Origin of the sequence: Defluviimonas salinarum (assembly GCF_026013545.1) — a bacterium.
Lineage (GTDB): Bacteria > Pseudomonadota > Alphaproteobacteria > Rhodobacterales > Rhodobacteraceae > Albidovulum > Albidovulum salinarum.
This window is the reverse complement of sequence record NZ_JAPDOG010000018.1, coordinates 55405-79503: the sequence shown is the minus strand read 5'-3', so window position 1 is coordinate 79503 and position 24099 is coordinate 55405. Positions and strand designations below refer to the sequence as shown.

The following is a 24099-nucleotide window of genomic DNA, read 5'->3' as shown; positions in this document are numbered from 1 at the left end:
CGGCCAGGTCGACGAGGAGGGCGCCCCGGACAGCCTCCTCGCCAGGGACGGCCTCTTCCGAACCCTCTACGACCACCAGTTCGGACACGCGGAAGCCCGCTGACGGCGCGCGTCAGTCCCGGCCGATCACCGCCTCCTCGCGCGCGATCGACCAGTCGATGAGCCGCCGCCAGAGCGCCTCGACCAACTCCGGGTCGAGCCCTTCGGCCATCGCCCGCGCCTTGACCTTCGCCACCACGTCCTCGACCCGGTCGTCGATCCGCGCCGGCAGGCCGAGCGCGGGCTTCAGCTCCGAGGCGCGGTCGATATAGCCCGCGCGTTCGGTCAGGAGCGCCACGAGCGCGCCGTCGATCCGGTCGATCTCGGCCCGCACATCGGCCATGGTCGCGCAGTCCGCCGGTTTCATCGCGTTTCTCCGTCCAGTCCTCGGGCCACCTCATAGCCGCAGAGCGCGGGCACGACAATGCGGCCCGACGTCAGGTCGCCGGAACCGCGCTCGACCAAGCGAACCAGAGCGCGATTCCGGCCAGCGTCAGCGACAGCGCGCGGCGCACCATGCGGCTGCGCGCGGGATCGTCGAGCACCCGCCGCGCGAGCCCGGCCGCCGTCACGATCGCGGCGTGGATCGCGGTCGCGACCGCAACATAGGCCATCGACAGGGTGAGCGTCTCGACCAGCACCACGCCGGCGGGGTCGGCGAAGCCGGGCAGCACCGCGATGTAGAACACCGCCGCCTTGGGATTGAGCAGGTTGGTGATCAGCCCGCGGCGGAAATAGCGGCCGAGCGGCGCGCGGTCCGGCAGATGCGCGATCCCGTCGCCGGCATCGCGCCAGCCATCCCAGGCGAGCCAGAGGAGATAGAGCACCCCGCCCCAGCGCAAGGCCTGATAGGCCAACGGCGAGGCCGCGACCATCGTGGCAAGCCCCAGCGCCGCGGCGATGCCGACAATCCCGAGCCCGAGCGCCACCCCGGCGACCGCGGCATAGCCCGGCCGCCGCCCCTCGCCGGCCGCGACGATCGCGAGCCAGGCCATGTTCGGACCCGGCGTGAGCTCGATCACCGCCGAGGTCACGAGGAAGGCCGCGAAGGAGCCGGGCGCGAGACCGTCGATCATCGCCGCCCGCCCGTCAGATCCATTTCGCCAAGGGCGGCAGGCTCATCAGCACCGCGTTGGCATCGTGCCCGGTCTCGAGCCCGAACTTGGTGCCGCGGTCGTAGACGAGGTTGTACTCGGCATAGAGCCCGCGGTGCACGAGCTGGATGTCGCGCTCGACCTCGCCCCACGCCGTGGCATGGCGGCGCTCGACGAGAGGCACGAAGGCGGGCAGGAACGCCTGGCCGACGGCCTTGGTGAAGGCGAAGTCGGCGTCCCAGTCCCCGGTGTTGAGATCGTCGAAGAAGACGCCGCCGACGCCGCGGGCGCGGCCCCGGTGGGGGACAAAGAAGTACTCGTCCGCCCAGTCCTTGAACCGGGTGTAAAAGCCCGGGTCATGGGCGTCGCAGGCGGCCTTCAAGGCCGCGTGGAAATGCGCCGTGTCCTCGGCATAGTCGATGCAGGGGTTGAGATCGGCGCCGCCGCCGAACCACCACGCGTGCGGGGTCCAGAACATCCGCGTGTTCATGTGAACCGCCGGCACATGCGGGTTCTGCATATGCGCGACAAGGCTGATGCCCGAGGCCCAGAACCGCGGATCTTCCGCAATGCCGGGCACGCCGCGCGCGGCCATCGCGGCTTGCGCCTTGGCCCCGAGTTGCCCGTGCACCGTCGAGACGTTGACGCCGACCTTTTCGAAGACCCGCCCGCAGCGCATCACGCTCATCAACCCGCCGCCGGCATCCTCTCCGGCCGCACCCGCGCGGCGGGTCTCGCTGACCTCGAACCGGCCCGCGGGCGCTTCGCCCGGCCCGGCATCCTCGAGTGCCTCGAAGGCCGCGACGATCGCGTCGCGCAAGCTGCGGAACCAGGTCGCGGCCTCGGCCTTTCTCGTGTCGAAATCGCTGGTCATGCCGTGCCCTCCAAGCCGCCCCCGGCCTAGCAGGTCCGGCCCCGCCCCGCCAGTCCGACAAAAGCGCGCGCCCCGTGTCGCCCGAAATTGCCCTCTCCGGCAAAGCCGCTATGCTGGCCCGGCATGCACTCCCGGAGTCGCCCGATGGCCGTATCCGCCCGCCCCTCTCTCGCCTTCGCGTTGATCCTCGCGGCTGCATCCTGCGCCGATCCTGGCCCGCGCTGCACCGCCTCCGAACGGCGCGAGCTTGCCACCATCGACGGGCTCATCGCCGAGACGCGCGACGGGTTGCAGCGTGGCTACCGCGATGTGGCCGCGACCGGCGGCGCCAGCATGAACTTCTGCCTCGGCGGCGCCGGGTCGAATGTCGGGATGAGCTTCTGCACCGCGCCCGGCCCGCGCACCCGGCCAGTCCCGATCGACCGCGCCTCCGAGGAACGCAAGCTCGCCGCCCTTCAGGCCCGCCGCGACGCGCTCGCCGCGCAGGTCGAGGCCAAGGCCGCCACCTGCCCAGCAATCTGAAAGACCCCAGCATGCGCGCCCGCCCCCTTCTCTGCCTCGCCCTCCTCCTCGCCGCCTGCGGCACGCCGCAGGAACGCTGCATCCAGAGCGCCACGCGCGAGATCCGCACCCTCGACCGGCTCATCGCGGAGACTGAGGCGACGCTCGCGCGCGGCTATGGCTACGAGACGCGCGAGGTCGTGCGCCACGTCTGGACGCGCTGCGACGACTTCATCCCGGGCTACGGCCCCTATCCTTACCGCCGGATGTGCTTCGAACCGGTGTTCCACACCGTGAAGGAGCCGGTCGCCATCGACCCCGCGACCGAGGCGCGCAAGCTCGACGGGCTCAAGACCCGGCGCGCGGAGCTTGCGGCCCGGGTCGCGCCCGCGATCGAAGCCTGCAAGGTCGAGCATCCCGAATGAACCGCCGCATCGTGGCGGGCCGCCTGCCCCGCGCCGTCCTCGCCGCCGCGGCCGCGGCCACGCTCGCCGGGTGCGGCGCGGGTCGCGACCAATGCCTGCGCGCCGTGACCGAGGACATCCGCACGCTCGACCGCCTGATCGCCGAGACCGAGGCGGGCCGCGCCCGCGGCTACGAGACCGCGCGGCAGGAGCTTCCCTATCTCGAGCATTACCGCTGCCCCGGCTATCCGCGCGGCACCGGCCACGAGGCGCCGACCTGCCTCACCACCGAGACGATGACCATCGAGACACCGGTCGCGTTCGACCCCGCTGCCGAGGACCGCAAGCTCGCCGCGTTGAAGGCCCGGCGCGAGGCGCTGGTGCCGCGGGCGCTCGACCAGATCGCCGAGTGCAAGGCGCGCTACGGCGGGGCTTAGTAGGCAGGCGCCGGAACCGCGTCGATCAGGCTGCGGCCGCCGTCCACGGTCAGGATCTGCCCGGTGACGAAGCCCGCCCCGTCCGAGGCGAGGAACTGCACCACCTCGGCCAGCTCGGTTGGCGGCGCGATCCGGCCCATCGGCGTGCCCCTGGTGATCAGGCTGCGCCAGTCGGGGTTTTCCTTCAGGCTCGCCTGCAGGCTTGCCGTCATCACGCTGGCGAGCGCAACCCCGTTCACCCGGATCCGCTCGGGCGCGAGCGCCACGGCGAGCGAGCGCGTCGCCTGATCGAGTGCTGCGCCCGCGATCGAATAGGCCAGAAGCTCGGGCTGGGCGCGGCACGCCGCAAGCGTCGAGATGTTGATGATCGAGCCGACCGGCCCCTCGGTCTGCTCGTCCTTCTTGGCCTGGGCGATCATCCGCTTCGCCGCCATCTGGCTCAGCCGGAGCGAGGTCATCAGGTTCTGCTTCAGCATCGCCTCGATGCTCGGATCGTCCGGATTGAGCGGGTCCGAGGGGACGATGCCGCGGCTCGCGTTCACCACGATGTCGATCCGCTCGAACGCGTCGACCGTGGCCGACAGGAGGTTGGCGAGCGTCAGCTTCTGGCTGAGATCGCCGCCGAAACAGCGCACCGCGCCCTCGGCGGCGGCCTCGGTGCCGACCTCCTCGGCAAGCTTGGCCTCGTCGCAGTCGGCGAACATCACCTTGGCGCCGCGATCGACGAAGTGGCGGCCGATGGCAAGGCCGATGCCTCTCGCGGCTCCGGTGACGATGGCGGTTTTGCCGGCGATGGACAGGGTCATGGGGGTTCCGGGGTTGATTCTGTTGGGGCAGGCTAGCGGAAGTCAGCGCCGCGGGCGAGCGGGCTCGCCCGGCCGCGCGGCGCGGAAGAGCTTGAAGCCGGTGTCGCCGCCGATCTCGGCCAGTTCGCGGAAGTGGCGCGTCAGGACCGCCTCGTAGGGCAGGTGCCGGTTGGCGACCATGTAGAGCGATCCGGAGGGGGCGAGCATCGCCGCCGCCGCCTCAATGAAGCCCTGGCCGAGCGCGGGCTCGGCGGCGCGCCCGGCATGGAAGGGCGGGTTCATCACCACCGCGTCGAGCTTCGCGGGCGGGCGGAAGCGGGTCGCGTCGGCCCAGTGGAAGCGCGCGCGCGGATCGTCGATATTGACCTCGGCGCAGGCATGTGCGGCATGATCGGCCTCGACGAGGTGCAGCTCGCTCACCCCCGGCCGCGCGAGGATCTGCGCGGCGAGCCAGCCCCAGCCGGCGCCGAGATCGGCGACGCGGCCCTTCAGGCCCTGCGGCAGGGCCTCGGCCAGAAGCGCCGAGCCGCGGTCGACCTTCTCGGCCGAGAACACGCCCGGCCGGGTCACGAAGCCGGGCGCGGGATGGATATCCGCCGCCGCCCAGTCGGCGAAAGCCTCCGGCCCCGGCGCGTCGAAGCGGAAGACCTTGCCATGTGCCTTGGCGAACGGGGCCGAGACCGCAACGCGGGCGCGGACCTCCTTCAGGATCGAGTCGATGCCGTCGGTCTTGGCGCCGTCGACCCAGACCGGCCCGCCCGGCACGACCCGCGCCGCCGCCTCGGCGACGAGCGCATGGGCCGCCCCCCGCGACCGCGGCAGAAAGACGATGGCGGCGGCAAAGCCCGAACCCGCCTCGGCAACCGCAGGCACGGTCCGGTAGCCGCGCGCGGCAAAGGCGTCGTGGTCGGGACGGAAGCCCTGCACGACGGTTGTGCGCTCCTTCGGCAGCGGCAGGTCGCCCGCCGCCGCGACCGGCCCCAAAGCGAGGATCTGCCCGGAGAGCGGCAGCGCGTCGGCGCCGTCAAGCGCGAGGGAAAGCCGGGGATGCGTCATGGAGCGGGCCGCGCCCTATTCCTTTTCCATCGTGCATTGCAGCGGATGCTGGTGGCGGCGCGAGAAATCCATCACCTGGGCGACCTTGGTCTCTGCCACCTCGAAGGAGAAGACCCCGACCACCGCGAGCCCCTTCTTGTGCACCGTCAGCATGATCTCGAAGGCCTGGCTGTGGCTCATGCCGAAATAGCGTTCCAGCACATGGACGACGAACTCCATCGGCGTGTAGTCGTCGTTGAGCAAAAGCACCTTGTAGAGCGGCGGCCGCTGCGTCTTCGGCCGCGTCTTGGTGGCGACCGACGTCTCGTGGTCGTCGCCGCTCTTGCGGTCCGACATGATTATGGGGCGCAGGGGCAATGCCACACTCCTGAAGGGCCGCGACCGGGATTCGGCTGCGGTCGGCTCTGTCTCCTACTATAAACCCTCAGGCGCGCCAGAAAAGGCCGCCAAGCGCGGCGATTGATCCGCAGCCCCGAATCCGGGAGAACTGGGAGCGGGGGATAGCCATGCCGGACCTGACCACGATCGCCTTCGACGCCGACGACACGCTCTGGCACAACGAGCGGTTCTTCCGCATGACCCAGGACCATGTCGCGGGGCTTCTGGCCGATTATGCCGATCGCGACCATCTCGACGACCGCCTGCTCGCGGCCGAGCGCCGAAACCTCGGCCGCTACGGCTTCGGCATCAAGGGGTTCATGCTCTCGATGATCGAGACCGCGATCGAGGTGACCGAGGACCGCGTGCCGGCGCGCGTGATCCGCGAGATCATCGCCGCCGGTCAGGAGATGCTCGCCCATCCGATCGAGCTTCTGCCCCATGCCCGCGCGGCGGTCGAGGGGCTCGCGGTGGACTACCGGATCCTGCTCATCACCAAGGGCGACCTGCTCGACCAGGAGCGCAAGCTCGCCCAGTCCGGGCTTGGCGACCTCTTCGACGGGGTTGAGATCGTCTCGGACAAGACCGCCCCGGTCTATGCCGATATTTTCGCCCGCCATGGCCTCGTGGCCGAGGCCGCGATGATGGTCGGAAACTCGCTGAAATCGGACGTCCTGCCGATGCTCCGGATCGGCGGCTGGGGCGTGCATGTGCCGCATGAACTGACCTGGGCGCTCGAACACGAGGCAGCGCCCGAGGACCACGCGCGGTTCCACACCTTGCCCGACCTTGGCGGGCTCGACGCGCTCGTCGCACGGATCCACGCCGGAACGGAGAGCGGATCTGGTATGCCCGACACCGCGAACCGCTAGATCCGCGAAGGGCCATCCCCTCACCGCACACACCGAAAATAGCTGCAACCTGCAGGATATCAGGTGTTTCCGGTGGCCCGAGCCTATGTTATCGTGAACGAACATAATTGAAGCCCCGGCGCGAATGACCGGGGCGCGAGGCAGGATAAAGGTGAGGCAGGTGTTCGCTTGTCCGGGGCAGTGGGTTCATAACACCCGCATATTTGTGGCGTTCGCGCTGGCATGTCTTCTCGCGCCGGTTCTGGCGCTGGCTGCGCCCTACGCCGATTTCGTCATCGACGCCCGCACCGGCGAGGTGCTGCATCAGGACAATGCCGACACGCGGCTGCATCCGGCCTCGCTCACCAAGATGATGACGCTCTACATTGCCTTCGAGGCGATCGAGCGCGGCGAGATCTCGCTCGACAGCAAGGTCACCGTCTCCAAGCACGCCGCCTCGCAGCCACCCTCGCGGCTCGGCCTGCGCGCGGGCCAATCAATCGCGCTGCGCTACCTGATCCGGGCCGCCGCGATCAAGTCGGCCAACGACGCCGCGACCGCGATCGGCGAGGCGATCGAGGGGACCGAGCCCGCCTTCGCCAAGCGGATGAACCGCACCGCCAAGGCGATGGGCATGAGCCGCACCAGCTTCGTCAACGCCAACGGCCTGACCGCGAAGGGCCATCTTTCGACCGCGCGCGACATGACGACGCTCGGGCGGCACCTGTTCTACGATTTCCCGCAGTACTACAACATCTTCTCGCGCACGACGGCCGATGCCGGCATCGCCCAGGTCGCCCATACCAACCGCCGCTTCCTCGCCGCCTACAAGGGCGCGGACGGGATCAAGACCGGCTACACCTCGGCCGCCGGCTTCAACCTCACCGCCTCCGCGCAGCGCGGCGACAAGCGCATCATCACCACCGTCTTCGGCGGCAAGTCGACGGCCTCGCGCAATGCCCGCGTGGCCGAACTGATGGACCTCGGCTTCGGCAAGGCGCCGAACCGGGTCGCGGTGCAGAAACCCGCACGCCCGGCCTATGTCGCCAGCGCCGACGAGCCGGCCGACGACGTCGCCCGCGTCGTCGCCGACGCGATTTCCGGCAGCCGCACGCTGCCCGCAGGCAAGACCCTGCGCCTGAACGTGGCGGTCGCACAGAGCCCGCGCCCGCTGCCAAGGCCGGTGCCCGGAGACACGGCGCCGGCCGACGAACTCCTCGTGGCGATGCAGGACACGATCAACGCGGTCCTCGCCGAGGCCCAGGGCGCGCCCGCCGCCCCCGCCGCGACGGTCGTTGCCGAGGCGGAACCCGAAGCCGCACCTGCCGAAGCCGCAGAGCCCGTTGTCGCAGCCGCCGAGTCCGAGGCGTTGCCCGCGTCCTCCTTCGTCCAGGAGACCGCGCCGCAACCCGAGACCGTGCTCGCCGCTGCCGCACCGCCTGCCGAGGCGCCGGCGACGGAACCCGAGGGCGTCGACCTTGCCGCGGTGACCGTACCCGAAACCGCGCCCAAACCGCGCCCGGCCGATCTGGTGGCCGAGGCCGCCGCGCCGGAAGCCGCGCCGGCCACCGAAGCCGTCGAGCCCGCCGAAGTGGCCGAAGCCGCGCCGGCCGCCGAACCGGCGCCCGAGCCGGTCGAAACCGTGATCGTGGCCGCCCCGGCGGCAGCGAAGCCCGAGGCCCCCGAACAGATCGTGCTCGCCGCTGTGACGCAGCCCGCAGAAGGCGCCGAGGAGCTCGAGGTCGTCACCCGCGTCTCCACCTCCGGCGGGCGGCAATGGGCGATCAACGTCGGCCATTTCTCCTCGCGCTACAACGCCGAGCGCCAGCTTCTCCAGACCGCGCTCGTCGAGATGACGACGCTCGACGAGGCGCTGCGCAAGGTGGTGTCTCGCAATGGCGGCTATGATGCGAATTTCGTCGGCATGACCGAGGAGATGGCCCAGCTCGCCTGCCGCCGCCTGCAGGCGCGGCAGACCGACTGCACCGTGGTCGGTCCCTGATCAGGGTTTCGGACGGTCGTCCCAGTCCTTCTTGAGGATGCGGTGGCTGTCGCCCTCGGGATCCTCGTATTGCCGGTGTTTCAGCGCCCAGAGGAACGCGACGAGCCCGAGCCCTCCGAGGAGGAGCGAGACCGGGATCAGGATTGCCAGCATTTCCATCGGAGGGAGCCTTACTTCAGGCGTAGCGCGTTCAGCGACACGGTGACCGAGGATGTGGACATGGCGAGCGCCGCGATCAAGGGCGTGGCGAGGCCGACGAGCGCCACCGGCACCGCGACGAGGTTGTAGGCGAGCGACAGCGCGAAGTTCTGCTTGATGCGGATCCGCGCCTGCTTCGCGATGCGGATCGCGTCGGCCAGCGGCGCGAGGTCCTGCCCGAGGAGCACGATGTCCGAGGCCACCCGTGCCGCGTCGAGCGCCGAGGCGGGCGAGATCGAGACATGGGCCGAGGCGAGCGCGGCGGTATCGTTGAGCCCGTCGCCCACCATCAGAACGCGGGCGCCCTCCCCCGTCAGAGCCGAGATGCGCGCGGCCTTGTCCTCGGGACGCTGGCCCGCCTGCCAGTCCTCGATGCCGAGATCGGACGCCAGTCGCGCCACCGGCGCCTCGGTGTCGCCCGACAGGAGGATCACCCGCTTGCCCGCCGCCTTCAGCGCCGCCACCGCCGCGCCGGCGCCGGGGCGCGGCCGGTCGGTGAAGCCAAAGGCGCGGGCCGCGCCCTCGCCGGTCGAAAGGTAGGTCGCCGTGCCGTCAGCGGGCGTCGCCCCCACCCATTCGGCGCGGCCGAGCCGCACCATCCGGTCACCGTGCCGCCCCTCGACGCCGTAGCCCGGCACTTCGCGGATGTCCGCAACCCTGGCCGGGACGACCCCGGCTTCGGCCAGCGCCGTGCTGATTGCCCGCGACAGGGGATGCGCCGAGGCCCCGGCGAGCGCCGCCGCGATCTCCAGATCGGCGCGGGGATACGCGGCGAGGTCGACCGGCTCCGGCGCGCCAAGGGTCAGCGTCCCGGTCTTGTCGAAGACCACCGTATCGACCTCGGCCAGCCGTTCGAGCGCGGTGCCGTCCTTGATAAGGAATCCCTTGCGGAAAAGCTTGCCCGAAGCGGAAGTCACTACTGCCGGCACCGCGAGCGCCAACGCGCAAGGACAGGTGATGATGAGGACGGCCGCCGCGACGTTGACCGCAAGGCGCAGATCGCCGGTGAGGTAAAGCCAGGTCGAGAAGGAGGCGAGCGCCATCAGGTGCACGACCGGCGAATAGGCCCGCGCCATGCGGTCGGCGAGCGAGGTGTAGCGGGTTCTGGCGCTTTCGGCGACCGCCACCAGATCGGCCATGCGGTGGAGCGAGGTGTCGCGCCCGGCCGCCGTGACCCGCAGCGTCAACGGCCCGGTAAGGTTGACCTCACCCGCGCTCACCGCACTCCCCTCGCCCGCCCAGACCGGCAGCGTCTCGCCGGTCAGGAGCGAGCGGTCGATCTCCGACGTGCCTTCCGTGACGACGCCATCCACCGGCATCCGCCCGCCGGGCCGGACCCGCACCAGATCGCCCACGGCAAGCTCGGCGATCGGCACCACGGTCTCGGCGCCGTCCCGCACCCTTGTCGCGCGCGGCACTTCGAGCGCGGTCAGCTCCTCGGCCGCCGAGCGCGCGGCGGCGCGGCTGCGGTAGTCGAGGTAGCGTCCCGCGAGCAGGAAGAAGCAGAGCGATACGGCGGCGTCGAAATAGGCGTGATGGCCGCCCGCGAAGGTCTCGTAGAGCGAGATCGACGAGGCGAGGATCAGCGCCAGCGAGATCGGCACGTCCATGCCAAGGCGCCGCGCCTTCAGCGAGGCGAAGGCCGAGGCGAAGAAGGGCTGGCCGGAAAACGCCAGCGTCGGCAGGGCGATCGCGGCCGAGATCCAGTGGAAGAGGTCGCGCGTCGCCGCCTCGGCCCCGGACCAGACCGCGACCGACAGGAGCATGATGTTCATCATCGCGAAACCCGCGACGCCGAGGCGCATCAGGAGGTCGCGCCCCGCCTTGTCGGTCTCGGTGACCGACAGGAGCCCCGGATCAAGCTCATGCGCCGGGTAACCGATCCCCTTCAGCGCGCCGATCAGGTCCTCGGCCGTGACCTCGGGCGCGGCGGCGACCGAGACCCGTTTCAGCGTGAGGTTCACCCGCGCCGACCGGACTCCGGGCAGTGCCGACAAGGTCCGCTCAACGTCCGAGATGCAGACCGCGCAATGCGCCGTCGGCAGCGAGAGCACGAGGCCCGCGTCCTTCACCGCCCGCGCCTCGGCAATGCGTTCGGCGGCGGGCGCGGCGACGCAGGCCGGACAGGCCGAGGCGGAGGGTGCGAGCGAGGTCATCAGCCCCTCACGAAGAGGTCGATGCGCTGATGAAAGCGGGTGCCGTCCCCGGCGAAAGCCTCAAGAAGGATCATCCACTTGCCGGGCGCGAGATCAGCCTTCGCGACGTAGTCGCCGTTGACCCAGGCGAACTCGGGCGTGAGGTCGCTCGCGGATTCGGTCGTGCGCCCGACCGTGGCCGAAAGCCCCTCGACCCGCACCGGCAGCCCGTCCGCATCGCGGAAGGCGAGCCTGAGCTCGCCCGCGCCGTAGCTTTCGGTCAGCGTCCAGCCCAGCGCCTCCTGCGCCTTTCGCTCGGCATCGAACGACTGAGAGGCGACATAGGAGTTCTTGACCTCGAGACCGGGGAAGGTACGCACCGCCTGCACCGCCATCACGACGTTGACCGCGATGATCACGCCGAAGGCGGCGGCGGTGATCAGGAACACCTTGCGGCCGGTCAGCTCGCGCTTCATCTCACTCGCCCTTCCCGTTGAACACGGTGTCGACATTGACCCGGTCGGTGCTCTTGCCGTCGGCGATCCAGAGCCGGATGTCGGTCCGCTCGGTCTTCGCCGCCGAGGTCCCCGCCGGGGCGGTGACATAGAGCCGCTGGGTCAGGGTCGAATCCGCGGGCACCATCACCTCCAGGCTTTCACCGCCTTCCAGCGCGAGGCGGAAGCGGGCATCCGCGGTGACGGATATCCGAAACGGCCGGTCTTCGCCATGCTTGTTGCGCAGGCGCAGCTCGTAGCTGTTGCGGATCGCGCCGTCGGACATGGTGACGAAGAGCGGGTTGCGCTCCGGCGTGACGTTCACGTCGATCGGCGAACGGACGAAGAGCGCGACGACCATCGCGACGCCGATCAAGGACCAAAGCGAGGTGTAGAGGATCGTCCGCGGCCGCAGGATGTGCTTCCAGACGCTTTTCGGTTCGCGCCCCGCCCGTTCGGCGGTCTCGTCCTTCAGCGCCATGTAGCCGATGAGCCCGCGCGGCTTGCCGATCCGGTCCATGACCTCGTCGCAGGCGTCGATGCAGAGCGCGCAGGTGATGCATTCGAGCTGCTGGCCCTCGCGGATGTCGATCCCCACCGGGCAGACGTTGACGCAGGCCATGCAGTCGATGCAGTCGCCTTGTCCGGGGTCCACCTCGCCCTTCTTCAGCTTGCCGCGCGGCTCGCCGCGCCACTCGCGATAGGCGACAACCAGCGTGTCCTCGTCCATCATCGCCGCCTGGATGCGTGGCCACGGGCAGGCGTAGATGCAGATCTGTTCGCGCGCGAAACCGCCGAAGAAGAAGGTGGTGAAGGTGAGGACGGCCATCGTCGTGTAGGCGATGGGATGCGCCTGCCCCGTCACGAGATCGCGGGCGAGCGTCGGCGCATCGGTGAAATAGAAGACCCAGGCCCCGCCGGTCGCGAGCCCGATCAGGAGCCAGAGCGTCCACTTGGTCATGCGAAGCCGGAACTTGCGGAAATCCCATTTCGCGTTCCAGAGCCGGACGCGGGCGTTGCGGTCGCCCTCGACCCAGCGTTCGACGAGGATGTAGAGGTCGGTCCAGACAGTCTGCGGACAGGCATAGCCGCACCAGACCCGGCCGGCCGCCGAGGTGAAGAGGAACAGCCCGAGCCCGGCCATGATCAGGAGCCCCGCGACGAAGTAGAACTCGTCGGGCCAGATCTCGATCATGAAGAAGAAGAACCGCCGGTTGGCGAGGTCCACGAGCACCGCCTGGTCGGGCAGGTTCGGCCCCCGGTCCCAGCGCAGGAGCGGCGTGATGTAGTAGATCCCGAGCGTGACCGCCATGATCACCCATTTCAGGGTCCGGAATGTCCCGCTGACGCGGCGAGGGAACACGGGCTCGTGCGCGGCGTAAAGCGCCGGAGGGGTGTCGCTGGAACTCATATGCAAATTCCTAGATTTGTCTGTTCGCGCCGCTCTCTTAAGCCGTGATGCGGAGCCGCAGCCTTGATATAGGTCAAAAGCCGCCGCTGCGATGCGGCGAATCCGCCGGGGGCAGGCTACCACGAATCACTGCCGGGGGCCTTGGAGATCGCGCCGGGATCGGGTTCAATCCGGGGGAACGGGACCATGGGGGCGTGAATGGCAGACAAGCGCAGGGCGACCGAAACCTCGGAATTCACGGCCGCGGAGATCGGCGCGCTCGCCCATCTCTACCGCGCCGAGGTCTACCGCTCGACGATCTGGCGCACCAGGCTCGACACCACGACGAACTGGGCGGTGGTGACGCTCGGGGTGGCGCTCTCGATCTCCTTCTCCTCGCCCGGCGCCTCGCCGATCCCGCTTCTCATCGTCGGCGTCCTGATCCTGCTCTTCCTCGTGCTCGAGGCGCGGCGCTACCGCTACTTCAACGTCTGGCGCGGCCGCGCCCGCTGGCTCGAAAAGCACTTCTACGCGCCGATGCTGACCGATGACGGCGACCTGCACACCGAGCAGAACTGGCACAACGTGCTGGCCAACGACTACCTTCATCCGGTCTATCACATCGGCTTCATGACCGCCCTGGCCCGGCGGGTACGGCGCAACTACCTGTGGATCCTCGCGATCCAGTCGCTCGCCTATGTCGGCAAGCTGGTGATCCACCCGGTTCCGGTGCAGAGCTTCGCCGGCTTCGTCAACCGCGCCGATATCGGGCCGATTCCGGGCGAGCTGGTGCTGGCGGTCGGGGCGGCCTACTTCCTCGCTGGCGCCGGGCTCGCGAACTGGGTGGTGCGGGTCGACGCGAAACGCGCCCGCGAAAGGGGCGCAAAGGCTGAGGCGATGGGCTAGGCCGGAAAAAGTCAAGCACCGGAGCCCCCAGGAAACGCGCGAACAGGACGGGGCGCCGGTGCTTGGACTGGGGGGGTTATCTCCCAGTTCCCCGGCAATCTGCAGCGATTCTCGGACCGGCACATTGACATAAATCAAGCGCGGGGCGACCGAGGGGCCGCCCCGCTGCCGTTTGGCGTCATTTGACCGTAAGAACCGGGCATTTCGAGAGAAGCTCGACGCGGTGCGACACACCGCCGCGCAGGGTCGCCTCGATGTTGCCGAGCCCGCGCGACCCGAGGACAATCATGTCGACCTTCCGCCGCCGGGCGAGATCGACGATGGTGCGGGCGACCGGCCCGCTCTCGACCAGCTTGTCGATATCGGTCGCACCCTTGCCGCGCGCGACCTCTGCCGCATGGGCCAGAAGGTCGCTCGACAGAAGCTTCATCGCCTCGTAGTCGGTCCCCTCGATATGCTCGAGCTCGGCATACTTGCGCAAAGCGTCAGAGACTTTCGGAACCTGGCGCGGTTTCAGCACCGTCAGGACGAGGAGCTTCGCCTTGCAGGCCGCCGCGATCGTGGCGGCATATTCCACCGCCTTGATGGAATGGCCGGAGCCGTCGACGGCAACCAGAATCTTCTCGATCATCCTCTTACCTCCCTTGGCGCACATGAACTCTGCGGCGCGGTGTCTGACAGTCACAATTCTTCCCGACCGGGCCTTCCGCGTGACGAGCGCGGGCGACGTCCGGCGGTGTCGTGTGCCGACCTTAGCGCAGGTCCGGCGCGCCCGTAAACGCCGGCGCCGGAGCACGCGGCGTACCGAAATGAAATGGGGGCCGCGGCCCCCATTCCTTTGATTCCCTCGCTCGCGGCCTACTCGCCGCCGCCGCGGCTGTGGACCCAGGCCGCAACGGCGCGGATCTCGGCCTCGCTGAGACGGCCGGCCCAGGCCGGCATTACCCCGAAGCGCGCATTGCTGACCGACTCGGTCAACGCCTCGACGTCCCCGCCATAGAGCCAGATCGCATCCGTCAGGTTCGGCGCGCCCTGCGCCCGGTCACCGGTGCCGTCCTCGCCGTGGCATCCCGCGCAGTTGTCGGCGTAGACCGTGGCGCCCTCGGCCGCCAGAGCCTCGTCGGCTTCCTGTCCCGAGATCTTCAGGACGTGGTTCACGACCTGGTCGATCTGTTCGGGCTCGAGCAGCTCGTCAGCGCCGAATCGCGGCATCTCCGAATAGCGGGCATCGGCGTCTTCCGTGTTGCGGATGCCGTGGCTGACCGTGGTGTGGATGTCCTCGATCGTGCCGCCCCAGAGCCAGTCGTTGTCGAGCAGGTTGGGGTAGCCCACCGCGCCCGCCGCGCCCGAGCCGTGGCACTGCGCGCACCAGGTGCGGAAAACCGCGCCGCCGGCGTTCATCGTGTAGTTCTGAAGCTCCGGATCGCTGGCGATCGCGGTCAGGTCGGCCGCGACGAGCTTCGCCTCGACCGGCGCGTTGGCGTCTTCGTAACGCTGGATCTCCGCGGCGACCGCAGCGCGGTTCTTCTGGCCGAAGATCCCCTGCGTCGCCTGGGTGACGAGCGGCCAGGCCGGATAGGCGATGGTGTAGGCGATGCCCCAGATGATCGTGGCGTAGAAGGTCCAGAGCCACCAGCGCGGCATCGGGTTGTCCCATTCCTGGATGCCGTCCCACTCGTGGCCGGTCGTTTCCGGATCGGCCTTCTGCTTGATCGGTTTTCTGCTCATTTCAGGGCCTCCTGCGCGGCGCTGTCGCCGGCTGCGGGTCTGTCTTCATGCCGGAAGGGGATGTTGGCGATGTCGCGGTGCAGGCTGCGCGATCCGGGCCGGAAGGCCCAGACCACGACGCCGAGGAACACCGCGACGAGCGCGAGAAGCGCCCAGCTGTCGGCGAAGTGCCTCAGTAGCGAATAACTGTCCATGGCCCCCTCCTCAGCGGTTCGGGTCGGGCTGGAAGGTCGAGAAGTCGACCATCGTGCCCAGCACCTGCAGATAGGCGACGAGCGCGTCCATCTCGGTGATGCCCTTCTGGCCGTCGAAGTTCGACACCGTGGCGCCCGGATAGCGTTCCACGAGCCCCTCGGTATCGGCGTCCGGATCGGCCTGCGCGGCGAAATCTGCCTTGGCGAGCTCGATCATCTCCGAGGTGTAGGGCACGCCCACGAGCGCGTCGGTCTTCAGCCGGTCCTCGATGTACTTGGGCTCGATGAAGCGGTTCGACAGGAAGCCGTATTTCGGCATCACCGATTCCGGCACCACCGACTGCGGGTCTGTCAGGTGGTCGACATGCCACTCGTCCGAGTAGCGGCCGCCCACCCGCGCCAGATCCGGCCCGGTGCGCTTCGATCCCCACTGGAACGGGTGATCGTACATCGATTCCGCGGCGAGCGAGTAGTGCCCGTAGCGCTCGACCTCGTCACGCATCGGCCGGATCATCTGGCTGTGGCAGACGTAGCAACCCTCGCGGATGTAGATGTCGCGCCCCGTGAGCTCCAGCGGCGTGTAGGGCCGCACCCCTTCCACCTTCTCGATCGTGTTCTCGAGGTAGAAGAGCGGCGCGATCTCGACGATGCCGCCGATGGTGACGACCAGGAACGAGCCGACGAGCAGAAGCGACGCGTTCTTCTCGAGAGCCTTGTGCTTTTCCAGAATGGCCATGGTTCCGGCCTCCCTTATTCGGCCGGGACCGCGGCGCGGGCGCCGGCGGTGGCCGGCTGCTTCGCGACGGTGGCCCAGAGGTTGTAGACCATGATGACCGCACCCGCGAGGTACAGGACCCCGCCGAGGCCGCGCACCACGTACATCGGGAACTTGGCGGCCACGGTGTCGGCGAAGGCGTTCACGAGGAAGCCCTGCGCGTCGACTTCACGCCACATCAGGCCTTCCATGATGCCGGTGACCCACATCGAGGCGGCGTAGAGCACGATACCGATCGTGGCGAGCCAGAAGTGCCAGGAGACCAGCGTGAGCGAGTAGAGCCGCTCGCGGTTCCACAGGCGCGGCGTCAGGAAGTAGAGCGCGCCGAAGGTGATCATGCCGTTCCAGCCAAGCGCGCCGGAATGGACGTGACCGATGGTCCAGTCGGTGTAGTGCGACAGCGAGTTCACCGCCTTGATCGACATCATCGGGCCTTCGAAGGTCGACATGCCGTAGAAGCCGATCGAGACCACCATCATGCGGATGATCGGGTCGGTCCGGAGCTTGTCCCAGGCGCCCGAGAGCGTCATCAGGCCGTTGATCATGCCGCCCCAGGAGGGCATCCAGAGGATGATCGAGAACACCATGCCGAGGGTCGAGGCCCAGTCCGGCAGCGCGGTGTAGTGCAGATGGTGCGGACCGGCCCAGATGTAGAGGAAGATCAGCGCCCAGAAGTGGATGATCGAGAGCTTGTAGGAATAGACCGGGCGCTCGACCTGTTTCGGCACGAAGTAGTACATCATGCCGAGGAAGCCCGCGGTCAGGAAGAAGCCGACCGCGTTGTGGCCGTACCACCACTGGGTCATGGCATCCTGCACGCCGGAGAAGACCTGCACCGACTTCGAGCCGAAGAGCGAGACCGGGATCGACAGGTTGTTGACGAGGTGCAGCATCGCCACCGTGACGATGAACGACAGCAGGAACCAGTTCGCCACATAGATGTGGGGTTCCTTGCGCTTGATCACCGTGCCGAGGAACACCGCGAGGAAGGCGACCCAGACCACCGTCAGCCAGATGTCGACGTACCATTCCGGCTCGGCATATTCCTTCGACTGGGTGGCGCCGAGGATATAGCCGGTCGCGGCGAGCACGATCACAAGCTGGTAGCCCCAGAACACGAACCAGGCAAGGTTGCCACCCCAGAGGCGGGCGGCCGAGGTACGCTGGACGATGTAGAACGAGGACATGATCAGCGCGTTGCCCCCGAAGGCGAAGATCACCGCCGAGGTGTGCAACGGCCGGAGCTTGCCGAAGTTCAGGTAACCATGTGTCAGATCAGAGAAATTCAGCGCCGGGAAGGCGAGCTGGAACGCGATCGTCACGCCGACCAGAAACCCCACGACACCCCAGAACGAGGTGGCGATCACACCGGCGCGGATGACGCCGTCGTTGTATTCGTTGACCGGCGCGGGCCGGGGCTCGTCGATGCGGCGGAGCACCCAAATGAAGGTGATCGCGGCGGCGAGCATCACCGTCAGCGCGTTCACCATGTAGGCCAGGTCGTGCGCGTAATTGGCAGCGATCGCGGCCAATACCGCTATCGCGCCAAGCACGCCCAGTTTGATATAATCAATCATCTCTGCGTTCCCTCGCAATGTCTTGTTGTCCGATTCGGCAGTGCCGCGGACCTTTTCTGACGGCCGGGTTGTGGCCCGGGGGGTGTAAGCGCTGCTTTGATCTGGGTCAATTCGTCACTGCGGCACGCTTGATCCTTGTCAAGGCGCGACGCTGACCTAAGCGACAAGATTTCCACCGACACAGCCTGGCGCTGGGAGGAGGAGCAGCATGGCCTACAAGTCGATACTTACGATCATCACGGACGCGAAAAGCGCGACATCTCAGGTCGATGCGGCCGTGGCGCTCGCCCGGCGCGAGGACGCCCATCTCGATGTGCTCTGCATCGGCGTCGACCAGACCCAGACCGGGTATTACTACGCCGGTGCCACCGCGATCCTCACCCAGGAGGCCTATAACGAAGCCAAGAATGAGGCAACCCGCGCCGAACAGGCGATCCGCGACCGGCTCGATGCCGAAGACATCCGCTGGGGCGTCGACACCGCGGTCGCGCAGATCGGCGCGCTCGGCGGGCCGGTGGCGTTGCTCGCGCGCTTCTCCGATCTGGTCGTCCTGCAAAAGCCCTACGGCCCCAACGGCAGCACCGCCGCCGAGGCGATTCTCGAAGCCGCGCTCTTCGAGGGCAAGGCGCCGGTCCTTGTCCTTCCCGAAGGCATGTCGAACGTGGATTTCGGCGCCCGCATAGTGCTCGCCTGGAACCAGAGCGACGAGGCGCTGACGGCGACCCGCGCCGGCCTTCCGCTCCTCAAGGCTGCGACCGCCGTGGACATCACCATCATCGACCCGCCGAGCCACGGACCAGAGCGGTCCGATCCCGGCGGCATGCTCTCGCAGCTTCTCTCGCGCCACGGAATCCATGCCGAGGTCTCGGTGCTGGCCAAGACTCTGCCCAAGACCTCCGAAGTTCTGGCCCGGCATGTGCGCGACATCAACGCCGACATGGTGGTGATGGGCGCCTATGGCCATTCGCGCTTCCGCGAGGCGATCCTCGGCGGCACCACGCGCAACATGCTCGAACATGCCGTCGTGCCGGTGCTCATGGCGCACTGACCCCGCGCGGGGTCAGCCGAGCGCGGCGAGACGGGCGATGAACTCGTCACGGAAGGCGGGGGCGAGCGCCGCGCAGCCCGCCGCCCGGCGCAGCCCCGCAAGGTCGCTCCGGTCGAGGAAATAGAGCCGGTGCACCTCGGCGACGGTCGGGGCCGCCTCGTCCCAGTGCTCGGCGGCGATGCGGTCGCCGGCCTCGACCGCGCCCTCCTCCACGACGCGGAGGTAAAAGCCGGTGCGCGCGCTCGCGACGCAGGCCTTGATCGCCTCCCGCGATCCCATGCGCAGGCCGAACTTGAAGCAGGGCGAGCGCGGCTGCGAGACCTCGAGGAGCGCGCCGCCGACCCGGTAGCGGTCGCCGATCCGTACCTCGTCCTCGCTCAGCCCGCGGATGGTCAGGTTCTCGCCGAAATGGCCGAAGCCGAACGGTCCCGGCCCGAAGCGCTCCTGATAGAAGCCGTAATGCTCGACCGGGAAGGCATAGACCGCCTTGTGGACGCCGCCATGCACCGTCAGGTCGGCCTGGCGGTCGCCGTCGACATTCAGCCGCCGCACCCTTACCGGTCCCGCCACCGGCGCCTTCCAGATCCCGGTCGCGATCTCCTTGCCGTTATAGAGCGCCGGGCGCGGTTGCCCGACGCTGACCGCCAGCAGCTCCATACCGCTCTCCTTTCGCCGGGCCCTCCGGCTCAGATCACCTCGACCGCCCCGGCATAGGCCGCGACGATATGCTCGTCGGCATGGGCGGCGAGGGCCGCGATCTCCTTGCGCTGGTCCTCCGACAGCACGCCCTCCTCCGGCGCCGCCGCGATCGCCGCCAGCGCCGCCTCGCGCGCCGCGTCGAAGGCGGTGCGGCGGCCCGACTTCTCGTAGTCGTCCCGCCCCTGGCGCAGGAACACCTGGGGCTGGAGCTGGTCGCGGCAGGTCTCGATCGTATGCGCGCTGTCGAGGAAATGGCCGCCCTGGCGGATCCGCATCATCTCCTCCCAGTTCAGGCTCTCGGCATCGAACGTGGGCTTGCGAAGGAATCGCCGCATCATCGCCCCGACCTCGTTGTCGAGCACCGCCTGGACCGGGCTGAACACGGTGGCACATTCGAGCTGCCCGACCCCGCCGAGGATATCCGCGCCCGCCAGCGCCACCGTCTCGGTGATGAGCGCGCGCTCGGCCATCGACTGGTGATCGACGTCGGGCGTGTCCGAGCCCGATCCGTAGGTATGCGCCATCATGCCGAACCCCTGCTTCATCAGCTGGATCGACATGTTGGCGGCCTGCAGGGACTCGACGCAGGACTGCAGCGCCGACCCGGTGCGCATGTCGAGCGTGAACATCAGCGGCGTCGCGATCACCGGCGTGCCGGGGGCGAGCACATGCGCCATCACCGTCATGCCGACAATCTCGGCTGCCGCCATCACCGCCATCGACGCGGTCGACAAGGGCGCCGTGCCCCCCGACGAGGGCAGCGAACAGGCATGGAGCGGCACGCCATACTTGCCCGCCTCGATGATCACATGGGTATCCATGTACTTGAATTCCAAGGGCGTGAACGAGCAGGTGATGACGCTGGTAATCGGATTGGCGCGCAGCTCCGCCTCGCCCCCCGCCGCGATCGCGGCGATCTTCATCAGGTAGTCTACGTTCTCCCACTGGTAGGGCTGCATCCAGACATGTTTGTCGGTGCGCGCGATGAGCCGCCCGTAGCTGTGGATGTCGGCGGTCTTCTCCGGCACGCCGTGGACGAAGGGATGGGCGATGAAGCCCACCTCGTCGAGCGTGTTGGCCACCGCCGCGATCTCGCTCACCGCGGTCAGGTCCATGTTGCGATACTTGGTGTCGCGCGGATCGACATAGCCATGCGCGCCGGTCCCGGTGCGCATCACGAAGCCGCCGTCCGGCCGCGGCAGCACTAGATCGAGGCCGCGCTTCTTGCCAGCGAGCCGCGCCGCCTTCGGCGTGGCGGCAAGCGCCTCGGCGATGAGTTCCCGTGGCAGCCGCAGCCGGTCGGCCCCCGTCCCCTCGCGCGCCCCGGCTTTGATCAGCCGCGCCCGCGCCTCGGGATGCAGGACGACGACGCCGTAGTCGGAGAGCAGCTCCACCACCCGCGCCTTGAGGATGTCGAGATCGCCGGCATCGAGAAAGCCGAACCGCGCCCGCGCCGCGCCCGTCTCGTCAAGCCGGAACGCGTTCGCCGCGCTGGTCTGCCGCACCGGCCGCTCGCGGCGGGCTGCACGGCGGGTTGTTCTGTGTTCCATAAGTACCTCCATCGGACAGAGATAGTTACGGCACACACCGATTAGGCTGACTGCCTGCCGACTTCAGCTGCCGCGACGGTAGCAGAGGTCATGGTATCCGGCAAAGGAATTAGAGATGCCCGGATCCAGTGTCAGTCCGGCCTTAGCCCAATGGGGACTTTCCGTTGGACTGATCAACGCTGGCCGCTACTCTCTTCACACAAACACTCACCGGAAGGTCATCGCCATGCATCCCACCGAAAAGGTCGTTCGGCAATTCCACGAATCGTGGGACATGCGCGATCCCGAACGCGGCGTTGCGGTCATTGCGGAGGACTGCCAGTTCGAGGACGTCGCCCGAGGCGAGAGCCAGATCGGGCCCGAGGGATATCGAATGGACTACGAGCGCTGGCGGCGAGCGTTTCCCGATGGAGAGGTCAAAGTCACAAACGTCGTCGTCGACGGAGACCGGGCAGTGGTCGAGTTCGTCAATCGCGGTACCCATACCGGACCGCTTGAATCGTCGCTCGGGACGTTTGAGCCGAGTGGTCGGCGGCAAGAGACGCGCTACTGCAGCGTGATGCGGGTCAAGGATGGAAAGGTGGTCGAAGGTCGAGACTACTACGATGCTGCAACGATTGCGCGTCAGCTCGGGCTGGTATCGTGAACCCGACTTCCAGATGCTCTGGGGCCGTTTCTCCTAAACGTGTCTGAACGCCCGCTTTGTCCGCAAGGTGGATGGAGATGACTTCGCGAGATCTGCCACGATCTCGCCGCCTCTCTCAGCCGACGAGTCCGCCGTCGGCGTCGTCCCCGGCCTCTTCCATCAAACGGTCGAAATCCGGGATCGTGATGTGGCGCTTGCCGGACAGCTCGATCACCCCGTCGCGTTTCAGGGCCGAGATCTGCCGGCTTACCGTTTCCAGCGTCAGGCCAAGGTAATCCGCCATCGCCTCGCGCGTCAGCGGCAGGTCGAAGACGATCCGGCCCTGCGGCGCACGGCGGTGCAGCGACGCCTCGCGCCGACCGACGATCGCCAGAAGGCTCGCGATCTTCTCGCGCGCGGTCTTACGGCCGAGGATCAGCATCCACTCCCGCGCCGCGTCGAGCTCGTCCAGCGTCATTTCCAGAAGCCGCTGGCCGATATGCGGGGTGCGGCCCATCAATTCCTCGAACGGCTTCTTGCGGAAGCAGCACATGAGAAGGTCGGTTGTGGCGATCACATTGTAGGGCGCGGTGTCGCGCCCCGGCCGGCCGACGAAATCCGACGGGAAGAGGAGCCCCACCGCCTGTGTGCGCCCGTCCTCCAGCACCTGGGTCAGCGTCGCGACCCCGGTGACCACCGAGGCCACGAAATCCATCCGGTCGCCCGACCAGATCAGCGTCTGGCCCGCCTCGAAGCTGCGGTAGTACTTGATCGCGTCGAGTGCCGCGAGCTCGTCCGCTTCGCAGCGCGCGCAGACCGCCCGGTGACGAATGGGGCAGTCGCCGCATTTCGGCGCCGAGAGGGGGACTTCATGAAGGGACATCTGCATTCTTTGATCTGGGTCAAGGTCCGGTGTGATGGCGGCTACTAACGCTAGGCCCATGACAGCTGAATCGCAACTCACGCGGCTCGGGCTTTTTGACGCGCGTGTACCGCGTTATACGAGCTATCCGACCGCTCCGCACTTCAATTCCTGCACCGGGCCCGAAGATTTTCGGAACTGGATCGGTTTGATTCCAGAGGGTTCGCGGATTTCGCTCTACCTGCACGTGCCGTTCTGCCGCAGGCTCTGCTGGTTTTGCGCCTGCCGGACTCAAGGAACGACCTCGGACGAGCCGGTGCGCGCCTATGTCGAGGTGCTGAAGTCCGAGCTCAGACTCCTGCAGGCCGAGCTGCCCGCCGGCGTCACGCTCTCGCGGCTCCACTGGGGCGGCGGCACGCCGACGCTGCTCGCGCCCGACCTGATGCGCGACCTCGCCCGGACCGTATTCGACGTGGTGCCGATGGGCGAGGGCGCCGAGTTCTCGGTCGAGATCGACCCCAACGAGATCGACGACGCAAGGCTCGACGCGCTGGCCGAGGCGGGGATGAACCGCGCCTCGATCGGGGTCCAGGACTTCGACCCCGACATCCAGAAGTCGATCGGCCGCGACCAGAGCTTCGAGGTCACGAAGCTCGCCGCCGACAAGCTCCGCGCCCGCGGCATCCGCTCGCTCAACGCCGACATCCTCTTCGGCCTGCCGCACCAGACCCGCGCGCGCATAGCCGATTCGGTGCAGAAGCTCCTGTCGCTCGGCCCTGACCGGGTGGCGCTCTACGGCTATGCCCATGTGCCCTGGATGGCGCGGCGCCAGGTGATGATCCCCTCCGACAGCCTGCCCCGCCCCGAGGAAAGACTGAAGCTTTTCGAGACCGCGCGCGACCTCTTCGTCGCCGACGGCTACGACGAGATCGGCATCGACCATTTCGCGCTGCCCACCGACGGGCTGGCCGTCGCCGCGCGCGAGGGCCGGCTCCGGCGCAACTTCCAGGGCTATACCGACGACCTCGCCCCAGCGCTGATCGGTCTCGGCGCCTCGTCGATCTCGCGCTTCCCGCAAGGTTACGCCCAGAACGCGCCCTCGACCTCGGCCCATACCAAGGCGATCCGCGAGGGCCGGTTCTCGACCGCGAAGGGCCATGGCTTCGCCGGCCAGGACAAGCTCCGGGCGCGGATGATCGAGGCGCTGATGTGCGACTTCCGCATCGACAGCACCGAGCTGCGGACGAGCTTTGGCATAAGCGACGCCGAGTTGCAGGAGATGTACGCGCTCGCCGCGCGCGAGTTCGGCGACATGGTCACGGTTGACGCCGCGGGCCTTGCGGTCCCCGAGAAGGGGCGGCCGCTCACCCGGATGATCGCCCGCGTCTTCGACGCCTACGACCTGTCGAAGGCCGGTCACAGCCCGGCGGTCTGAACCCCGCACCGCCGCGCCGCCGGGACTCCGATTTTTCGCCG

The 24099-nt window shown here is 68.3% G+C and carries 27 protein-coding genes; 9 read left to right on the top strand and 18 right to left on the bottom strand.

Translation table 11 applies throughout. The annotated features are described in order from the left end of the window. Window positions 1–112 precede the first annotated feature (112 nt). The 3 genes from OM960_RS17790 to hemF all read right to left on the bottom strand — a co-directional run bounded on the left by OM960_RS17790 (window position 113) and on the right by hemF (window position 2007). Window positions 113–406 (bottom strand): chorismate mutase, encoded by a 294-nt coding sequence (locus OM960_RS17790; protein WP_263340027.1) that lies wholly within the window; start codon window positions 404–406, stop codon window positions 113–115. A gap of 70 nt (window positions 407–476) precedes the next feature. Further along, window positions 477–1115, bottom strand: coding sequence for a LysE family translocator (locus OM960_RS17785; protein WP_263340024.1), 639 nt, complete (start codon window positions 1113–1115; stop codon window positions 477–479). Window positions 1116–1128: 13 nt separating this feature from the next. Further along, the gene (hemF, locus tag OM960_RS17780; RefSeq protein ID WP_264772895.1) at window positions 1129–2007 is read right to left on the bottom strand and encodes an oxygen-dependent coproporphyrinogen oxidase; all 879 of its coding nucleotides are present in this window, start codon (window positions 2005–2007) and stop codon (window positions 1129–1131) included. A 144-nt stretch (window positions 2008–2151) separates the two neighbouring features. Between hemF and OM960_RS17775 the strand changes: the two genes are divergently transcribed. From OM960_RS17775 to OM960_RS17765, 3 genes are read left to right on the top strand one after another with little or no spacing between them, the layout of a single operon-like run. Continuing rightward, complete coding sequence (locus OM960_RS17775; protein WP_263340020.1) at window positions 2152–2529, top strand: hypothetical protein; 378 nt, start codon at window positions 2152–2154, stop codon at window positions 2527–2529. A gap of 11 nt (window positions 2530–2540) precedes the next feature. Continuing rightward, entirely contained in the window at window positions 2541–2933 is a 393-nt protein-coding gene (locus OM960_RS17770; RefSeq protein ID WP_264772894.1) for a hypothetical protein, read from the top strand. Further along, on the top strand, window positions 2930–3349 hold the full coding sequence (locus OM960_RS17765) for a hypothetical protein (RefSeq protein WP_264772893.1): 420 nt from the start codon (window positions 2930–2932) through the stop codon (window positions 3347–3349). Before OM960_RS17770 ends, OM960_RS17765 begins: the two co-directional genes overlap by 4 nt. Here OM960_RS17765 and OM960_RS17760 read toward each other — a convergent pair. From OM960_RS17760 to clpS, 3 genes are read right to left on the bottom strand one after another with little or no spacing between them, the layout of a single operon-like run. Next, window positions 3346–4155, bottom strand: coding sequence for an SDR family NAD(P)-dependent oxidoreductase (locus OM960_RS17760; protein WP_263340015.1), 810 nt, complete (start codon window positions 4153–4155; stop codon window positions 3346–3348). The two genes, OM960_RS17765 and OM960_RS17760, sit on opposite strands and share 4 nt — an antisense overlap. 42 nt (window positions 4156–4197) lie before the next feature. Then, on the bottom strand, window positions 4198–5211 hold the full coding sequence (locus tag OM960_RS17755; protein WP_264772892.1) for a class I SAM-dependent methyltransferase: 1014 nt from the start codon (window positions 5209–5211) through the stop codon (window positions 4198–4200). 15 nt (window positions 5212–5226) lie between these two features. Beyond that, a complete protein-coding gene (clpS, locus tag OM960_RS17750) occupies window positions 5227–5547 on the bottom strand; it encodes an ATP-dependent Clp protease adapter ClpS (RefSeq protein WP_264772898.1) in 321 nt (106 codons plus the stop codon). Between the two features lie 170 nt (window positions 5548–5717). Between clpS and OM960_RS17745 the strand changes: the two genes are divergently transcribed. Together OM960_RS17745 and OM960_RS17740 are read left to right on the top strand one after the other, a co-directional pair. Continuing rightward, window positions 5718–6461, top strand: a complete 744-nt coding sequence (locus OM960_RS17745) for an HAD family hydrolase (RefSeq protein ID WP_264772891.1) — start codon at window positions 5718–5720, stop codon at window positions 6459–6461. 124 nt (window positions 6462–6585) lie between these two features. After that, entirely contained in the window at window positions 6586–8442 is a 1857-nt protein-coding gene (locus tag OM960_RS17740; protein WP_290428691.1) for a D-alanyl-D-alanine carboxypeptidase family protein, read from the top strand. Here the strand turns inward: OM960_RS17740 and ccoS are convergent, their stop codons facing one another. From ccoS to ccoG, 4 genes are read right to left on the bottom strand one after another with little or no spacing between them, the layout of a single operon-like run. Further along, the gene (ccoS, locus tag OM960_RS17735; protein WP_263340005.1) at window positions 8443–8601 is read right to left on the bottom strand and encodes a cbb3-type cytochrome oxidase assembly protein CcoS; all 159 of its coding nucleotides are present in this window, start codon (window positions 8599–8601) and stop codon (window positions 8443–8445) included. An 11-nt stretch (window positions 8602–8612) separates the two neighbouring features. After that, window positions 8613–10796 carry a heavy metal translocating P-type ATPase gene (locus OM960_RS17730; protein ID WP_264772889.1) on the bottom strand — a complete coding sequence of 728 codons (2184 nt, stop codon included), beginning with the start codon at window positions 10794–10796 and terminating at the stop codon, window positions 8613–8615. Beyond that, a complete protein-coding gene (locus tag OM960_RS17725) occupies window positions 10796–11251 on the bottom strand; it encodes a FixH family protein (RefSeq protein ID WP_263340000.1) in 456 nt (151 codons plus the stop codon). Before OM960_RS17725 ends, OM960_RS17730 begins: the two co-directional genes overlap by 1 nt. 1 nt (window position 11252) lies before the next feature. Continuing rightward, on the bottom strand, window positions 11253–12680 hold the full coding sequence (ccoG, locus tag OM960_RS17720) for a cytochrome c oxidase accessory protein CcoG (RefSeq protein WP_263339998.1): 1428 nt from the start codon (window positions 12678–12680) through the stop codon (window positions 11253–11255). A gap of 198 nt (window positions 12681–12878) precedes the next feature. On the opposite strand from ccoG, the gene OM960_RS17715 reads away from it, so the two are divergent. Continuing rightward, window positions 12879–13565, top strand: coding sequence for a DUF2270 domain-containing protein (locus OM960_RS17715; protein WP_263339996.1), 687 nt, complete (start codon window positions 12879–12881; stop codon window positions 13563–13565). A gap of 178 nt (window positions 13566–13743) precedes the next feature. Here the strand turns inward: OM960_RS17715 and OM960_RS17710 are convergent, their stop codons facing one another. The 5 genes from OM960_RS17710 to ccoN all read right to left on the bottom strand — a co-directional run bounded on the left by OM960_RS17710 (window position 13744) and on the right by ccoN (window position 17839). Continuing rightward, window positions 13744–14196, bottom strand: coding sequence for a universal stress protein (locus OM960_RS17710; RefSeq protein ID WP_263339994.1), 453 nt, complete (start codon window positions 14194–14196; stop codon window positions 13744–13746). Window positions 14197–14423: 227 nt separating this feature from the next. Then, window positions 14424–15293, bottom strand: coding sequence for a cytochrome-c oxidase, cbb3-type subunit III (gene ccoP / locus OM960_RS17705; protein ID WP_264772888.1), 870 nt, complete (start codon window positions 15291–15293; stop codon window positions 14424–14426). Beyond that, window positions 15290–15487, bottom strand: coding sequence for a cbb3-type cytochrome oxidase subunit 3 (locus OM960_RS17700; RefSeq protein ID WP_263339988.1), 198 nt, complete (start codon window positions 15485–15487; stop codon window positions 15290–15292). Before OM960_RS17700 ends, ccoP begins: the two co-directional genes overlap by 4 nt. 10 nt (window positions 15488–15497) lie before the next feature. Further along, a complete protein-coding gene (gene ccoO / locus OM960_RS17695; protein WP_263339985.1) occupies window positions 15498–16223 on the bottom strand; it encodes a cytochrome-c oxidase, cbb3-type subunit II in 726 nt (241 codons plus the stop codon). 14 nt (window positions 16224–16237) lie between these two features. Beyond that, window positions 16238–17839, bottom strand: coding sequence for a cytochrome-c oxidase, cbb3-type subunit I (gene ccoN, locus OM960_RS17690; RefSeq protein WP_263339984.1), 1602 nt, complete (start codon window positions 17837–17839; stop codon window positions 16238–16240). Between the two features lie 208 nt (window positions 17840–18047). Here ccoN and OM960_RS17685 point away from each other — a divergent pair, with 208 nt between their 5' ends. Further along, a complete protein-coding gene (locus OM960_RS17685; RefSeq protein ID WP_263339981.1) occupies window positions 18048–18887 on the top strand; it encodes a universal stress protein in 840 nt (279 codons plus the stop codon). Window positions 18888–18899: 12 nt separating this feature from the next. Here the strand turns inward: OM960_RS17685 and OM960_RS17680 are convergent, their stop codons facing one another. Beyond that, a complete protein-coding gene (locus OM960_RS17680) occupies window positions 18900–19544 on the bottom strand; it encodes an MOSC domain-containing protein (protein ID WP_264772887.1) in 645 nt (214 codons plus the stop codon). 29 nt (window positions 19545–19573) lie between these two features. Then, on the bottom strand, window positions 19574–21136 hold the full coding sequence (locus OM960_RS17675) for a trimethylamine methyltransferase family protein (protein WP_264772886.1): 1563 nt from the start codon (window positions 21134–21136) through the stop codon (window positions 19574–19576). 115 nt (window positions 21137–21251) lie between these two features. Between OM960_RS17675 and OM960_RS17670 the strand changes: the two genes are divergently transcribed. After that, window positions 21252–21782, top strand: coding sequence for an ester cyclase (locus OM960_RS17670; protein ID WP_263339974.1), 531 nt, complete (start codon window positions 21252–21254; stop codon window positions 21780–21782). A gap of 115 nt (window positions 21783–21897) precedes the next feature. On the opposite strand, the gene fnrL is transcribed toward OM960_RS17670, so the two are convergent. After that, the gene (gene fnrL, locus OM960_RS17665) at window positions 21898–22644 is read right to left on the bottom strand and encodes a transcriptional regulator FnrL (RefSeq protein ID WP_263339972.1); all 747 of its coding nucleotides are present in this window, start codon (window positions 22642–22644) and stop codon (window positions 21898–21900) included. A 58-nt stretch (window positions 22645–22702) separates the two neighbouring features. Here fnrL and hemN point away from each other — a divergent pair, with 58 nt between their 5' ends. Beyond that, entirely contained in the window at window positions 22703–24058 is a 1356-nt protein-coding gene (gene hemN, locus OM960_RS17660) for an oxygen-independent coproporphyrinogen III oxidase (RefSeq protein WP_264772885.1), read from the top strand. The last annotated feature ends 41 nt before the right edge of the window (window positions 24059–24099 follow it).

Bases quoted from the DNA above. Each gene is read 5' to 3' on its own strand.
- OM960_RS17790 (WP_263340027.1), bottom strand. From the start codon at position 406: ATGAAACCGGCGGACTGCGCGACCATGGCCGATGTGCGGGCCGAGATC.
- OM960_RS17785 (WP_263340024.1), bottom strand. From the start codon at position 1,115: ATGATCGACGGTCTCGCGCCCGGCTCCTTCGCGGCCTTCCTCGTGACC.
- hemF (WP_264772895.1), bottom strand. From the start codon at position 2,007: ATGACCAGCGATTTCGACACGAGAAAGGCCGAGGCCGCGACCTGGTTC.
- OM960_RS17775 (WP_263340020.1), top strand. From the start codon at position 2,152: ATGGCCGTATCCGCCCGCCCCTCTCTCGCCTTCGCGTTGATCCTCGCG.
- OM960_RS17770 (WP_264772894.1), top strand. From the start codon at position 2,541: ATGCGCGCCCGCCCCCTTCTCTGCCTCGCCCTCCTCCTCGCCGCCTGC.
- OM960_RS17765 (WP_264772893.1), top strand. From the start codon at position 2,930: ATGAACCGCCGCATCGTGGCGGGCCGCCTGCCCCGCGCCGTCCTCGCC.
- OM960_RS17760 (WP_263340015.1), bottom strand. From the start codon at position 4,155: ATGACCCTGTCCATCGCCGGCAAAACCGCCATCGTCACCGGAGCCGCG.
- OM960_RS17755 (WP_264772892.1), bottom strand. From the start codon at position 5,211: ATGACGCATCCCCGGCTTTCCCTCGCGCTTGACGGCGCCGACGCGCTG.
- clpS (WP_264772898.1), bottom strand. From the start codon at position 5,547: ATGTCGGACCGCAAGAGCGGCGACGACCACGAGACGTCGGTCGCCACC.
- OM960_RS17745 (WP_264772891.1), top strand. From the start codon at position 5,718: ATGCCGGACCTGACCACGATCGCCTTCGACGCCGACGACACGCTCTGG.
- OM960_RS17740 (WP_290428691.1), top strand. From the start codon at position 6,586: ATGACCGGGGCGCGAGGCAGGATAAAGGTGAGGCAGGTGTTCGCTTGT.
- ccoS (WP_263340005.1), bottom strand. From the start codon at position 8,601: ATGGAAATGCTGGCAATCCTGATCCCGGTCTCGCTCCTCCTCGGAGGG.
- OM960_RS17730 (WP_264772889.1), bottom strand. From the start codon at position 10,796: ATGACCTCGCTCGCACCCTCCGCCTCGGCCTGTCCGGCCTGCGTCGCC.
- OM960_RS17725 (WP_263340000.1), bottom strand. From the start codon at position 11,251: ATGAAGCGCGAGCTGACCGGCCGCAAGGTGTTCCTGATCACCGCCGCC.
- ccoG (WP_263339998.1), bottom strand. From the start codon at position 12,680: ATGAGTTCCAGCGACACCCCTCCGGCGCTTTACGCCGCGCACGAGCCC.
- OM960_RS17715 (WP_263339996.1), top strand. From the start codon at position 12,879: ATGGCAGACAAGCGCAGGGCGACCGAAACCTCGGAATTCACGGCCGCG.
- OM960_RS17710 (WP_263339994.1), bottom strand. From the start codon at position 14,196: ATGATCGAGAAGATTCTGGTTGCCGTCGACGGCTCCGGCCATTCCATC.
- ccoP (WP_264772888.1), bottom strand. From the start codon at position 15,293: ATGAGCAGAAAACCGATCAAGCAGAAGGCCGATCCGGAAACGACCGGC.
- OM960_RS17700 (WP_263339988.1), bottom strand. From the start codon at position 15,487: ATGGACAGTTATTCGCTACTGAGGCACTTCGCCGACAGCTGGGCGCTT.
- ccoO (WP_263339985.1), bottom strand. From the start codon at position 16,223: ATGGCCATTCTGGAAAAGCACAAGGCTCTCGAGAAGAACGCGTCGCTT.
- ccoN (WP_263339984.1), bottom strand. From the start codon at position 17,839: ATGATTGATTATATCAAACTGGGCGTGCTTGGCGCGATAGCGGTATTG.
- OM960_RS17685 (WP_263339981.1), top strand. From the start codon at position 18,048: ATGGCCTACAAGTCGATACTTACGATCATCACGGACGCGAAAAGCGCG.
- OM960_RS17680 (WP_264772887.1), bottom strand. From the start codon at position 19,544: ATGGAGCTGCTGGCGGTCAGCGTCGGGCAACCGCGCCCGGCGCTCTAT.
- OM960_RS17675 (WP_264772886.1), bottom strand. From the start codon at position 21,136: ATGGAACACAGAACAACCCGCCGTGCAGCCCGCCGCGAGCGGCCGGTG.
- OM960_RS17670 (WP_263339974.1), top strand. From the start codon at position 21,252: ATGCCCGGATCCAGTGTCAGTCCGGCCTTAGCCCAATGGGGACTTTCC.
- fnrL (WP_263339972.1), bottom strand. From the start codon at position 22,644: ATGTCCCTTCATGAAGTCCCCCTCTCGGCGCCGAAATGCGGCGACTGC.
- hemN (WP_264772885.1), top strand. From the start codon at position 22,703: ATGACAGCTGAATCGCAACTCACGCGGCTCGGGCTTTTTGACGCGCGT.